The organism is Cellulomonas sp. (assembly GCF_036279715.1).
Classification (GTDB): Bacteria; Actinomycetota; Actinomycetes; order Actinomycetales; family Cellulomonadaceae; genus Cellulomonas_A.
On the sequence record NZ_DASUIR010000049.1, the window covers coordinates 42606 to 55035 of the forward strand.

9 protein-coding genes are annotated in these 12430 nt (G+C 72.7%); 7 read left to right on the top strand and 2 right to left on the bottom strand.

The genetic code is table 11. The annotated features are described in order from the left end of the window. Nucleotides 1-51 precede the first annotated feature (51 nt). The 7 genes from VFW79_RS05505 to VFW79_RS05535 all read left to right on the top strand — a co-directional run bounded on the left by VFW79_RS05505 (nucleotide 52) and on the right by VFW79_RS05535 (nucleotide 9594). Nucleotides 52-1482 carry an alpha,alpha-trehalose-phosphate synthase (UDP-forming) gene (locus VFW79_RS05505; RefSeq protein WP_329676315.1) on the top strand — a complete coding sequence of 477 codons (1431 nt, stop codon included), beginning with the start codon at nucleotides 52-54 and terminating at the stop codon, nucleotides 1480-1482. Next, entirely contained in the window at nucleotides 1475-2311 is an 837-nt protein-coding gene (gene otsB / locus VFW79_RS05510; RefSeq protein ID WP_329676316.1) for a trehalose-phosphatase, read from the top strand. Before VFW79_RS05505 ends, otsB begins: the two co-directional genes overlap by 8 nt. Before the next feature lie 21 nt (nucleotides 2312-2332). Then, nucleotides 2333-3826 (top strand): PQQ-binding-like beta-propeller repeat protein, encoded by a 1494-nt coding sequence (locus tag VFW79_RS05515; RefSeq protein ID WP_329676317.1) that lies wholly within the window; start codon nucleotides 2333-2335, stop codon nucleotides 3824-3826. A 37-nt stretch (nucleotides 3827-3863) separates the two neighbouring features. After that, nucleotides 3864-5306: a PQQ-binding-like beta-propeller repeat protein gene (locus VFW79_RS05520; protein ID WP_329676318.1), complete on the top strand. Its 1443-nt coding sequence runs from the start codon at nucleotides 3864-3866 to the stop codon at nucleotides 5304-5306. Nucleotides 5307-5345: 39 nt separating this feature from the next. After that, nucleotides 5346-6848 (top strand): PQQ-binding-like beta-propeller repeat protein, encoded by a 1503-nt coding sequence (locus VFW79_RS05525; RefSeq protein ID WP_329676319.1) that lies wholly within the window; start codon nucleotides 5346-5348, stop codon nucleotides 6846-6848. A gap of 199 nt (nucleotides 6849-7047) precedes the next feature. Then, nucleotides 7048-8175 (top strand): sn-glycerol-3-phosphate ABC transporter ATP-binding protein UgpC, encoded by a 1128-nt coding sequence (locus tag VFW79_RS05530; RefSeq protein ID WP_329676320.1) that lies wholly within the window; start codon nucleotides 7048-7050, stop codon nucleotides 8173-8175. Between the two features lie 141 nt (nucleotides 8176-8316). Next, on the top strand, nucleotides 8317-9594 hold the full coding sequence (locus VFW79_RS05535; RefSeq protein WP_329676321.1) for a DUF4032 domain-containing protein: 1278 nt from the start codon (nucleotides 8317-8319) through the stop codon (nucleotides 9592-9594). Nucleotides 9595-9645: 51 nt separating this feature from the next. Here VFW79_RS05535 and rlmB read toward each other — a convergent pair whose 3' ends face one another. Together rlmB and cysS are read right to left on the bottom strand one after the other, a co-directional pair. Continuing rightward, complete coding sequence (gene rlmB, locus VFW79_RS05540; protein ID WP_329676322.1) at nucleotides 9646-10716, bottom strand: 23S rRNA (guanosine(2251)-2'-O)-methyltransferase RlmB; 1071 nt, start codon at nucleotides 10714-10716, stop codon at nucleotides 9646-9648. Further along, nucleotides 10716-12173, bottom strand: coding sequence for a cysteine--tRNA ligase (cysS, locus tag VFW79_RS05545; protein WP_329676323.1), 1458 nt, complete (start codon nucleotides 12171-12173; stop codon nucleotides 10716-10718). The genes rlmB and cysS overlap by 1 nt, the downstream gene beginning before the upstream one ends. Nucleotides 12174-12430: the final 257 nt, after the last annotated feature.

Genomic DNA, 12430 nt, shown 5'->3' on the forward strand with positions numbered 1-12430 from the left:
CCACGGGAAGGTCACGGTATGGTCGACAAAACCCCAAGGAGCTGATGTTTGGTGCCATCTGCCGGCTACGGACTTGTCGTCGTCTCGAATCGACTGCCTTTCGACGTGTCGATCGACCCCGACGGTCAGCCGAGCTGGGTCCGGTCGCCGGGGGGTCTCGTCACGGCGCTCGAGCCGGTCATGAAGGAGGCCGACGGCGCGTGGTTGGGCTGGTGCGGCGCCGCCGACGCGGAGTTCGACCCGTTCGACGTCGACGACATGCGGCTCGTGCCCGTCCCGCTGTCGGAGGGCGACGTCGAGGACTACTACGAGGGATTCGCCAACGACTCGTTGTGGCCGCTCTACCACGACGTCATCGCGCCGCCCGCGTTCCACCGGCTGTGGTGGGAGTCCTACCGCCGGGTCAACCGTCGGTTCGCCGAGGCAGCCGCCAAGCAGGCCGCGCAGGGCGCGACGGTCTGGGTGCACGACTACCAGCTCCAGCTCGTGCCGGCGATGCTGCGCGAGCTGCGTCCCGACCTGCGCATCGGGTTCTTCCTGCACATCCCGTTCCCCCCGCTCGAGCTGTTCGCGCAGCTGCCGTGGCGCCGCCAGGTCGTCGAGGGCCTGCTCGGCGCGGACCTCATCGGCTTCCAGCGCGCCGCGGATGCCGCCAACTTCGTGCGCGTCGTCCGCCGTCTGACGGAGCTCACGACGCGCGGCCAGGTCATCACGATCCCGGGCAAGCACGGCCACTCCCCGCGGCATGTGCGCGCGGCGGCGTTCCCGATCTCGATCGACTCCAAGAAGTTCGACGCGCTCGCCCGCACTCCCGAGGTGCAGCAGCGTGCGAAGGACATCCGCAAGGAGCTGGGCGACCCGAAGGTCCTCATGCTGGGCGTCGACCGGCTCGACTACACCAAGGGGATCCGGCACCGGCTCAAGGCCTACGGCGAGCTGCTCGACGACGGCCGCCTCACAGTCCCCGAGACCACCCTGGTCCAGGTGGCGAGCCCGAGCCGCGAGAACGTCGGCGCCTACCAGCAGCTCCGGGACGACGTCGACAAGGCTGTCGGCCGGATCAACGGCGAGTACAGCAACTTCGGTCAGCCCGCGGTCCACTACATGCACCATGCGTACCCGCCCGAGGAGATGGCCGCGCTCTACCTGGCGGCCGACGTCATGCTCGTCACCGCGCTGCGCGACGGCATGAACCTCGTCGCCAAGGAGTACGTCGCTGCGCGCTCGGACGACCGCGGCGCCCTCGTGCTGAGCGAGTTCACGGGCGCCGCCGACGAGCTCACGGGCGCGATCCTGGTCAACCCGCACGACATCGCCGGGCTCAAGGACGCGATCACCTATGCGGCGCACCTCGAGCCGCGCGAGGCCCGCAAGCGGATGCGTCGCCTGCGCCGCCGCGTCCTGACCAACGACGTCGCGCTGTGGTCCGAGACCTTCCTCGCGGTCCTGACCGCCGTCCCCGTGCGGACCACCCATGGCTGAGCCACGCACCGACGTGGACGCCGGGTCCGCGGACCATGACGTGTCCGCAGGGCTCCGCGAGCTGGCCGCCGACACCGCTCGCCGACCCCTGCTGGTCGCGCTCGACTTCGACGGCACCCTCGCACCCCTGGTCGACGACCCGTCGGCGTCGCGGGCGCTGCCCGGCGCTGCCGCAGCCCTCGTGCGGCTCGTGGAGCTACCCGCCTCGGCGCGCGTGCACGTCGCGCTGGTGTCCGGGCGGGCGCTCGGCGACCTGCACACCCTCGCGCACCCACCCGTCGGCACGTTCCTGATCGGCAGCCACGGCGCCGAGCGCGCGCGGGTCACCGCATTCGGGCTGGACCGCGACGTCGTGCAGCTCGACGACGACGTCGCGGACCGGCTCGCGTCGCTGGGCGCCGAGGTGGCCGCCGTCGCACGCGGCCGCGACGGCGTGTGGGTCGAGACCAAGCCCACGGCCGTCGTCGTGCACACGCGGCTCGCGCCGGACGACGTGGCCGAGGTCGCGGAGGCCGAGGCGCTCGAGGTCGGCGCCCGTCTCGGGACGAACGTGCTGCACGGCAAGGACGTCGTCGAGATCTCGGTGCTCCACGCCAGCAAGGGCGACGCCGTGACCGCGTTGCGCAACGAGCTCGGTGCGCGGGTCGTGGTCTACGTGGGGGACGACGTGACCGACGAGCACGCGTTCGCCGCCCTCGGCCCTGACGACGTGACCGTCAAGGTCGGTGCGGGCGAGACGATCGCGGAGTACCGGGTCGACGGGCCGGACGACGTCGTCGAGGCGCTCACGGCACTGGTGGGTGCGCTCGCCGGGGCGACGACACCCTGACGGCCCGGTAGATTTCATCCCATGACACTGCAGGACGGGCTACGAGACGTCGCTCGCGACGACGCCGGGCGCTCGTCCGCGGTGCCACCCACGGATGCGCCGCAGGCGACGGGCGCGGGCCGGGCGCGGCGCTGGTGGCCGGTCGCCGTCGGGGTGGTCGCCGTGCTCGCCGTCACGCAGGCCACGCTCGCGACCCGCGATCGCAGCCACCTCAGCCGCATCCAGGCGATGCCGGGCGTGGCACGGACGACCGACGCGTCGGTGACCGAGAAGTGGCGCCGCGACGTGCCGGGCAGCATCGAGCTCGTGCGGACCGCGGCGACGGTCGCCGGCCGGTGGGTCGGTGCCGGCGTCACGACGGACGGCACCCAGACGATCCAGGCGATCGACCCGGACACCGGGGCCACGACCTGGTCGACGGTGCTCGCCGGACCCGAGCCCGCCGCGACGGGGGTCACGATCCTCGCGCCGACCTGTGGCCTCGCGCGACCGACCGGCACAGCCTCGGACTCCCCCACGCTCCTGTGCCTCGTCGTGGCCGGGTACTCGACGCCCGGCGGAAGCGCCTCCTCCACCTCCCCTGAGCCCGGCACCGCCCGGATCGTCGTCGTCGACCCCGCGACCGGCACCGTCACCGCCGAGCGGGCTGCGGCGCCGTCGTCCGTGCTGGTCATCGACGGCGACGTCGCCTACGTCGCGGAGGTCGCGTCGGACGGCCACGGCGTCGTCACCGCGACCGACCCCCGCACGGGCGAGGCCCGCTGGACGTTCACGACCCCGCAGCCCCTGCAGATCACCTCCGGGCAGCGACCGCACGTGCGCCTGAGCGCTCTCGACGGTCACGTGCTGGTCGGCGCGGAGCAGGGCGCCGCGTGGCTGCTGTCGTCGAGCGGCTCGGTCGAGCGCGAGGTCACCGACGTCGCCGGTGCAGCCCTCGTCGCCCCCCGCACGGGTGTCCTCGCACTGCAGACGTGGTCCGGGGCGAGCAGCCCGCTCCTGCGCGTGCTCGCGGGCGACCACGGCTCGAGCGCCGGCCCCGCCATCCGCGGCGACGTCCTGACCCCCACCGTCGACGACGGCAGCGCGCCCGGTCTGGTCTTCACCGGCGGCTCGCAGCTGACCGCGTGGGACGCCGCGACGGGCGAGGAACGCTGGTCCGTCCCGATGTCGAGCTCGACGGGCAACCTCGTGCTGCTCGACGGGCGGCTCTACCAGTCCACCCAGATCGGGCTCCGCGCGCTGGACGCGACCAGCGGCGCGCTCCTGTGGCAGAGGCGCGTCCTGATGCCGGTCGGCAGCAGCCACCTCCCGAGCGTCGTGAGCGACGGCCGCGCCGTGTTCCTGCTCGAGACGGCGTCGACCCGGCGGCTCGTGGCGTTCGACCCGACCGACGGCTCGCGGATGTGGGCCAGCCTGCTCCCGGAGGACACGACCGATCTCACGGTCGTCGGCGGCCGGATCGTCGCGCTGCAGCGCTCGTACTTCCACGGGGACGCGGTCAGCGCGCTCGGCTGACCGGCGCACCGCCGGGTGCCCGCGTAGGTTGCGCACTATGGCGCGGCATGAGGACATGCACGACGTCGAGATGGACGAGATCGAGGCGCTCCCCACCTCGAACCTCGCCGCGGCCCGGGCGCGCCTGCGCCGTTCGTGGCCGCTCGCGGCCGGACTCGTCGCCGTCCTCCTCGGCGGCCTCGCCGTCACCCAGACCGTCTTCGACGCCCGCGAGCGTGCCCGGCTCAGCCGGGTCCGCGCCCTCCCGGGCGTGGTGCGCGAGCTCGACGCGTCGGTCCACGAGCTGTGGCGGTCCGACGCCGGCGAGAGCAGCGCGGTGACCGGGGGCGCGCTCCTGGCCGATCGGTTCGTCGGGGGTCGGCTCGACGCCGACGGGAGCCAGTCCGTCGAGGCGCTCGCAGCGCAGACCGGTGCCACGGCATGGTCCCTCCCGGTGAGCGATGCCGATCCCACGACCCCCGCCGACGCCGCCCGGCCCCCGCAGTGCCTGGCGGCCCAGGGTCTCGCGGTGTGCCTCGTGCTGGACGACTACGCGCCTCTGACCGGCACGATCGCCCCCACGTCCACGGCGCCGCGGCGCGCCCGGGTCGTCGTCGTCGACCCTCGGACCGGCACGTTGGTCGCCGAGCGCGAGGCCGCGTCCTCGTCCACGCTCGCCGTCGCGTCCGACCTGGTCCTCGTCGCCTGGGTCAGCGGGGACGGGCACGGTGTCGTGACGGGGACCGAGCCGCGGACGGGCGAGGTCCGGTGGACGTTCACGACGCCTGCGCCGCTGGAGGCCCGCGCGGGTGAGCGCCTCGGCCTCGACGTGACCGACGTCGGTGTCGGCATCATCGTCGGCTCGTGGTCGCAGAAGCTGTGGCTCCTGTCCCCCGACGGGGTGCTGCAGCGGGAGCTGCCCGGCAACGGTGGATCCACGTGGTTCGAGCTGGCGCGCGTCGGCCTGCTCGCGCTCCGGACGCCGGAGGGTCCCGTCGGCGCCCGGACGACCCTGCTCGTCGACGGTCGGGACGGGCCGACGTTCGACGGCGAGCCCGTGAACCTCGCGGTCGACGACGGGAGCGCCCCGGGTCTCGTCTTCACGGGCGGCACGCCGCTCATCGCGTGGGATGCCGCGACCGGCACGCGACGGTGGCGCAGCGACGCCGACACGGGGCGCACGCTCGTGCTGCTCGACGGCACCCTCTACTCGGCGACCTACGACTCCGTCCTGGCACTCGACGCCGCGACCGGCAAGGTGCTGTGGACCTCACCGGTCCAGCTCAAGTCCGACCTCGCCGTCCCGCTCACGGACGGTCGCGTGCTCGTGGTCGTCGAGCGTGTACCCACGTCGCACCTGGTGGCGTTCGACCTCGCCGACGGGCGACGGCTGTGGGACGCCGCGCTGCCCGCGCACGTCGACAACCTCCAGGAGGTCCACGGCCGCGCGTTCGGCACCCGGTACACGACGTCGGGGCTGGAGGTCGTCGCGCTCGGCTGAACCTGCCCCCCTGGGCGGCCGAGGTCGTAGGTTGCACGTATGGGGCGCGAGCTCATGCAGCCGGTCGAGCTGTCGGACGAGCCGGTCGACGGGACCGGGCCGGCCACGACCGGCTCGGGTACGCCGACCGGACCTGCGGCCACCCGCCGGTGGGGACGGCGGCGTCGCTGGGCCCTTGCGGTCGCGGCGACTCTCGTCGTCGGACTCGTGGGCACCCAGGCGGTGCTCGACGCCCGCGAGCGCGTCCACCTCGCACGCCTCGCGACGGTCCCCGGGGTGCTCGCGCCGGTGGACGCGTCGATCCGCACCCTCTGGTCGTCGAGCGACTGGTCCACGATCTACTCGCTGGCAGGGGGGACCTTCGGCGACCTGAGCATCGGCGCGTACATCGACGATGCGGGCGTGCGGACGGCCCGGGCCGTCCGCACGCGCACCGGCGAGGTGGTGTGGACGACAGTCCTCAGCGCCGCGGACCCGGTCGCGCGGTCGAGGGGTGCGCGCAGCGGACCGGCATGCTCGGTCGACGAGCGGGCGGCCCAGGTCGTCTGCCTCGTGTCCGACGCCGCGCGCCTGGACAACGCCGACGGGTCCCTGACCCCCGTCCCGGCGACGTTCGCCCGCCTTGTCGTGCTCGACCCGTTGACCGGCCGCCTGGTGGCGCAGCACGACGAGCCTGTCTCGTCGGCCCTGTCGGTGCCCCTGCTCGACGGCCTCGCGGTCCTGGCCTCACGGAGCGGCACCGGCCACCTCGTCGTCGTCGGGGAGGAGCCGCGGACCGGTGAGGTGCGCTGGCGGTTCGAGTCGTCCGACGCGCTGGCCGACGCGCTCCCCTACGCCTGGTCGCAGGACCCGTCGGGGCTCAACCTCGTCGTCGTGGCCGACCACATCGCCGTGACCGCGTCGGGCGGCGAGGTCTGGGTGCTCACGGGTGGCGGCGACCTGATCGACCACGTCGGCCCCGGACACCTCACGGGGGTGGCGGTCCTCCGGCTGAACCGGGTCGTCGTCGTCGACTACGGCCCGTCCGCGTCGGGTGCTCAGTCCCTACGGATCGTCGTGGGCGACGGGTCGTTGGGCGCGGCTTCCGACCAGCAGCCCGTGCCCTTCCAGGTGGACGACGGGTCGGTCCCGAAACTGCTGTTCACCATGAGCGACCAGCTCGTCGCCTGGGACCTGACGACCGGACGCCGCGCCTGGTCCAGCAGCGTGTCGGTCAGCAGCAACGCCTTGCTGCTCGACGGCCGGCTCTACACGAGGACCTCGGGCGGCCTGCTGTACGCGATCGACGCGGCGACCGGGACGACGCTGTGGGACGTGCCGGTCGCCGCAGGCCCGGACGGCTCGGTGTCCACCGACGGTCGCTCGATCCTGGCGGCAGAGCCGTCGCCCACCGGCCCTGCCGTGCTCGTCGCGTTCGCGACCGACGACGGGCGACGCCTCTGGGAGGCCCCGCTGCCCGGCTCGGTCGCCTACGTGTGGCCGTTCGGTCGCCAGCTCGTCGGGGCGACGGAGGACGGCAGCTCGACGGTCGTGCTCGGCTGACCTGCGTCGACGCAAGTCGTGCCCGGAGTCCTGACCGGCCGGGTGCGCGGTATGGCAGGATTAGCCCTGGACCGAGGGTGACGACGCCGTGCGTGGCAGCACGCATGATGTCCGACCCTCGTTCCGTGTCAGCGGCGACACTTCTGGCACCTCTCACTACGGATCGTCCGGCACGTACCTGCCGGTGGAGGGAATCATCATGGCAACAGTGACTTTCGACCACGCGACACGGATCTACCCCGGGACGGAGCGTCCCGCAGTCGACGCGCTCGACCTGCACATCGAGGACGGCGAGTTCCTCGTCCTCGTCGGCCCGTCGGGCTGTGGCAAGTCGACCTCGCTCCGCATGCTTGCGGGACTCGAGGACGTCAACGCCGGCCGCATCCTGATCGGCGACCGCGAGGTCACCGACGTGCAGCCCAAGGACCGCGACATCGCGATGGTCTTCCAGAACTACGCGCTGTACCCGCACATGTCCGTCGCTGACAACATGGGCTTCGCCCTGAAGATCGCGGGCACCCCGAAGGCCGAGATCCGCTCGCGCGTCGAGGACGCCGCGAAGATCCTCGACCTCACCGAGTACCTGGACCGCAAGCCGAAGGCCCTCTCGGGTGGCCAGCGTCAGCGCGTCGCGATGGGCCGCGCCATCGTGCGTCAGCCCCAGGTGTTCCTCATGGACGAGCCGCTGTCGAACCTCGACGCCAAGCTCCGCGTCCAGACCCGTACGCAGATCGCGTCGCTCCAGCGCCGCCTCGGCGTCACGACCGTCTACGTCACGCACGACCAGACCGAGGCCCTGACGATGGGTGACCGCATCGCGGTCCTCAAGGACGGCGTCCTGCAGCAGGTCGGCACCCCGCGCGACATGTACGACACGCCCAACAACGTGTTCGTCGCCGGCTTCATCGGCTCCCCCGCGATGAACATCGGGACGTTCCCGGTCCTCGAGGGCTTCGCTCAGATCGGGCGCGCCCGCATCGCGGTCCCCCGCACGGTCGTCTCGGGCCTCACGCCCGAGGACAAGAACCAGCTCATCGTCGGCTTCCGGCCCGAGGCGCTCGACGTCGTGCCGCACGGCACCCCGGACTCGATCCCCGTCGAGGTCAACCTCGTCGAGGAGCTCGGCTCGGACGCGTTCGTCTACGGCTCGCTGACCAACGAGTTCGGCGCCGCGGCGTCGATCACGTCGGGTGCCGGCGACGCGCAGGTCATCGTCCGCGTCGACCCGCGTCAGGTTCCCGCCAAGGGCGACACGATCGCCGTCCTCATCCGTCCCGGCGAGCAGCACCTGTTCCACGCCGCGTCGGGTGCGCGCATCGACGTCTGACATCCACGCGCACGACGACGGGGCGGGTCCGGCAATTGCCGGGCCCGCCCCGTCGTTGTTGTCAGTGCAGGTGGTGCGGACCGCGTCGTCGACGTGGGACGTGTCGTCGACCTGTCAGGTCCCTCTGAGAGAATCGCGCCCATGAGTCCCCGTTCCCAGCGGCTGCAGATCACGACGGCAGCGCCCGACCCGGCCCTGCTCGACCTGCCGTGGCACATCCCCCTCGAGGACTGGCCCGCAGCGAACCTGGCCGCCCTTCCGCGCGGCATCTCGCGCCACATCGTGCGCTTCGCTCGACTGTCCGGGCGCGTCATCGCGGTCAAGGAGATCGGCGAGGAGGTCGCGTACCGCGAGTACGAGCTGCTGCGCTCCCTCAGCCGCATCGACGTCCCCAGCGTCGAGCCCGTCGGGGTCATCACGGGCCGCACGGACCCGAGCGGGGAGCCGCTCGAGGCCGTCCTCATCACCGAGCACCTGCAGTTCTCGCTGCCGTACCGCGCGCTGTTCAGCCAGTCGCTGCAGCCCGACACCGCCACGCGGCTGATCGACGCGCTCGCGGTCCTGCTCGTGCGTCTGCACCTCATCGGTTTCTACTGGGGCGACGTGTCCCTGTCGAACACACTGTTCCGGCGCGACGCCGAGACGTTCGCCGCCTACCTCGTCGACGCCGAGACGGGCGACCTGCACGACTCGCTGACGGACGGCCAGCGCAGCTACGACCTCGAGATCGCCCGGGTCAACATCATCGGCGAGCTCATGGACCTGCAGGCGGGCGAGTTCCTGGACGAGGACACCGACGCGGTCGCGATCGGCGGCATGCTCGTCGAGCGGTACTCCGAGCTGTGGGCGGCGCTCACCGATGCCGAGTCGTTCGGTCGCGGTGAGTCGTGGCGCGTCCAGAAGCGCATCGAGCGCCTCAACGACCTGGGCTTCGACGTCGGCGAGCTCGACATCACGACGGACCTGGGCGGCACGACCGTCCGGATCCAGCCGAAGGTCGTGGACGCCGGCCACCACTCCCGTCGGCTCATGCGCCTCACGGGCCTCGACGTCCAGGAGAACCAGGCCCGACGGCTGCTCAACGACCTCGACGCGTTCCGCGCGGCCACGGACCGCCAGAACGAGGACGAGCCGTTCGTCGCCCACGACTGGCTCACCGGGGTGTTCGAGCCCGCCGTCCGGGCCGTGCCGCGGCACCTGCGCGGCAAGCTCGAACCCGCCCAGGTGTTCCACGAGCTGCTCGACCACCGCTGGTTCCTGTCGCAGCAGCAGGGGCGCGACGTGCCGATGCAGGAGGCGGTCAAGAGCTACGTCAAGTACATCCTCCCGCACCGGCCGGACGAGCAGGCGATCCTGGGGATCTCCGCCGCGGACCTGCGCGAGGACACCGACATGATCCCGGTGGTCCGGGCCGACTGACGAGCGCCCGGCCCGACCTGAGTCGGACCGGGCGCGTCAGACAGGCTCGGGTCAGGCCTGAGCGGCCGAGACGCTGCGCTGGCGAGCGACCTCGTACAGGGCGATGCCTGCGGCCACCCCTGCGTTGAGGGACTCCATCGCCGCACTGATCGGGATCGACGCGATCGCGTCGCAGTTCTCCCGAACGAGCCGGGACAGGCCCTTGCCCTCGGAGCCGACGACGAGGACCAGCGGGTCGCCCGCGTACGGCAGGTCGCCGATGGGGGTGTCGCCGCCGCCGTCGAGCCCGACGATGTAGCAGCCCGCCTCGCGGTAGGCCTGGAGCGCACGCACGAGGTTGGTCACGCGAGCCACCGGGACGCGCGCGGCGGCACCGGCCGACACCTTCCAGGCGGCGGCGGTCACGCCGGCCGAGCGACGCTCGGGGACGACGACGCCGTGCACGCCGAACGCACCCGACGACCGCAGCACGGCACCGAGGTTGCGCGGGTCGGTCACGCCGTCGAGCGCGACGATGAGCGGCGGGCGCCCCGACGCAGCGGCGGCGTCGAGCAGGTCGTCGGTGTCGCGGTACTCGTACGGCGGCACCTGGATGGCGACGCCCTGGTGCACCGAGCCGTCGGTGAGGCGGTCGAGCTCGGGCTTGGACACCTCGAGCAGCGGGTACCCGCGGCCGACGACGGCCTGCAGGATCTCGCGGGTGCGGTCGTCGGCCTCGATGCGCGTGGCGATGTAGACGGTCGTGACGGGGATCCCGGCGCGGAGCGCCTCGACCACCGAGTTACGACCGGACACGATCTCGTGCGTCGCGCTGACGCCCTTGCCGCCGCGGGTCCCGGCGGCGCCACGCGATGCGCTGCGCGGGGCACCGGCACCCGGCACCCGTCCGGTGGGCGCGCCCGTGCGTCGCGTCGGTCCGCTCACGCGTCCGCCGGACGTCGCCGCGAGCTTCTCGTGGGCGAGCTTGCGCTTGGCGGCGACGTGGTACGGACGCTCTTCAGCCTTGGGGGTCGGGCCGCGGCCTTCGAGCGCCTGGCGTCCCTTTCCACCGGTACCCCCGGTGGGGCCCTTCTTCGATCCCGGCTTGCGCGTGGCGCCCCGTCGTTGCGAGTTCCCTGTCATCAGTCCTCGTCCTCGGTGCGATGTGCTGCGAGCGACCAGCGGGCGCCGGTCGCGGAGTCCTCGACGACGATGCCGGCGGCGGCGAGCCGGTCCCGGATCGCGTCGGACGTGGCGAAGTCGCGCGCTGCGCGGGCCTCCGCACGGGCGGTGAGCTCGGCCTGGACGACCTGCTCGAGGGCGACCGCGTAGCGGGCGTCGGCCCCGTGGCCGCCCCACTGCGGGCCGGCCGGGTCGAGACCGAGCACGTCGAGCATGCCCCGCACGGCCACGAGCGCGGTCCGGGCGGCGGTGAGGTCCCGCTCCGCGAGCGCCGTGTTGCCCGCGCGCAGGTGCTCGTGCACGACGGCGAGGCCCGCGGGGACGTTCAGGTCGTCGTCAAGCGCTCTGGTGAACGCGTCGGGCAAGGCCGTGCGCGCGATCTCGTCGTCGTCCACGACCCCGACCCGCTCGGTCGCGCGCTCGACGAACCCCGCGAGCCGGTCCCACGTCGCCTCGGCCTCAGCCAGGGTGTCCGGGGTCCACTCGAGCATCGAGCGGTACTGCACGGCGGTCAGCGCGTAGCGCAGCACGGCCGGGCGGGCGCTCTCGAGGATGACGCTCACGAGCAGCCCGTTGCCGAGCGACTTGCTCATCTTGGAGCCGCCCAGGGTGACCCAGCCGTTGTGCAGCCAGTACTGCGCGAACGGGTACCCGGCCGCGCGCGACTGCGCCTGCTCGTTCTCGTGGTGCGGGAACCGCAGGTCCAGGCCGCCACCGTGGATGTCGAACGTGTCGCCGAGGTAGCGCTGCGCCATCGCGGAGCACTCGAGGTGCCAACCGGGCCGTCCGCGGCCGAACGGCGTCGGCCACGAGGCGCTCGAGGGCTCGCCGGGCTTCGCTGCCTTCCACAGCGCGAAGTCGCGCGGGTCGTGCTTCGCGACCAGGTCGCCGTCGTCGTCCGCGGGCGCGCCGTCGGGCGCCGGGACCATGTCCTCGAGGCGCTGGTTCGTCAGCGAGCCGTAGTCGGGGTACGACCGCACGTCGAAGTACACGTCACCCTCGCCGGCGACATACGCGTGCCCGCTCGCGACGAGCCGCTCCATGAGGTCGACCATCGCGGGCACGTGGCCCGTCGCGCGCGGCTCGTACGTCGGGGGCAGGACGCCGAGCGCGTCGTACGCGGAGGTGAACGCCCGCTCGTTCTCCATCGCCCACGCCCACCACGCCTGACCGGCGGCGGCGGACTTCGCGAGGATCTTGTCGTCGATGTCGGTGACGTTGCGGATCATCGTGACGCGGTACCCGCTGCGCTGCAGCCACCGCACGAGCACGTCGAACGCCACACCCGAGCGCACGTGCCCGATGTGCGGGGGCGCCTGCACCGTTGCGCCGCACAGGTAGATGCCGACCTCGCCTGCCACGACGGGCTCAAAATCGCGCACCTCACGCGTCGCAGTGTCATATAGGCGCAGGCTCACGCCCCAAGGTTACCGGGGTATACGGTCTCGCCCCGCCGCCTGCGGTTCTTGCCCGACGGCGGCCCGTCGCGCGATCCGCGTCCGTGTCGGACCTGTCGGGCACGATTCGGCACGCACCCGCCCACGACGCGCTACCCCCGGAGAAGCCGTGCCGTACGGATACATCAAATCGATCAGAGTGACGCCAGGACACCGGGACGACGTGGTGGCGATCCTGCGCGCCAGCAGCGCCGGCCTGCGCTAGGCCGGCTGCCTCT

Bases quoted from the DNA above. Each gene is read 5' to 3' on its own strand.
- otsB (WP_329676316.1), top strand. From the start codon at position 1,475: ATGGCTGAGCCACGCACCGACGTGGACGCCGGGTCCGCGGACCATGAC.
- VFW79_RS05515 (WP_329676317.1), top strand. From the start codon at position 2,333: ATGACACTGCAGGACGGGCTACGAGACGTCGCTCGCGACGACGCCGGG.
- VFW79_RS05520 (WP_329676318.1), top strand. From the start codon at position 3,864: ATGGCGCGGCATGAGGACATGCACGACGTCGAGATGGACGAGATCGAG.
- VFW79_RS05525 (WP_329676319.1), top strand. From the start codon at position 5,346: ATGGGGCGCGAGCTCATGCAGCCGGTCGAGCTGTCGGACGAGCCGGTC.
- VFW79_RS05530 (WP_329676320.1), top strand. From the start codon at position 7,048: ATGGCAACAGTGACTTTCGACCACGCGACACGGATCTACCCCGGGACG.
- VFW79_RS05535 (WP_329676321.1), top strand. From the start codon at position 8,317: ATGAGTCCCCGTTCCCAGCGGCTGCAGATCACGACGGCAGCGCCCGAC.
- rlmB (WP_329676322.1), bottom strand. From the start codon at position 10,716: ATGACAGGGAACTCGCAACGACGGGGCGCCACGCGCAAGCCGGGATCG.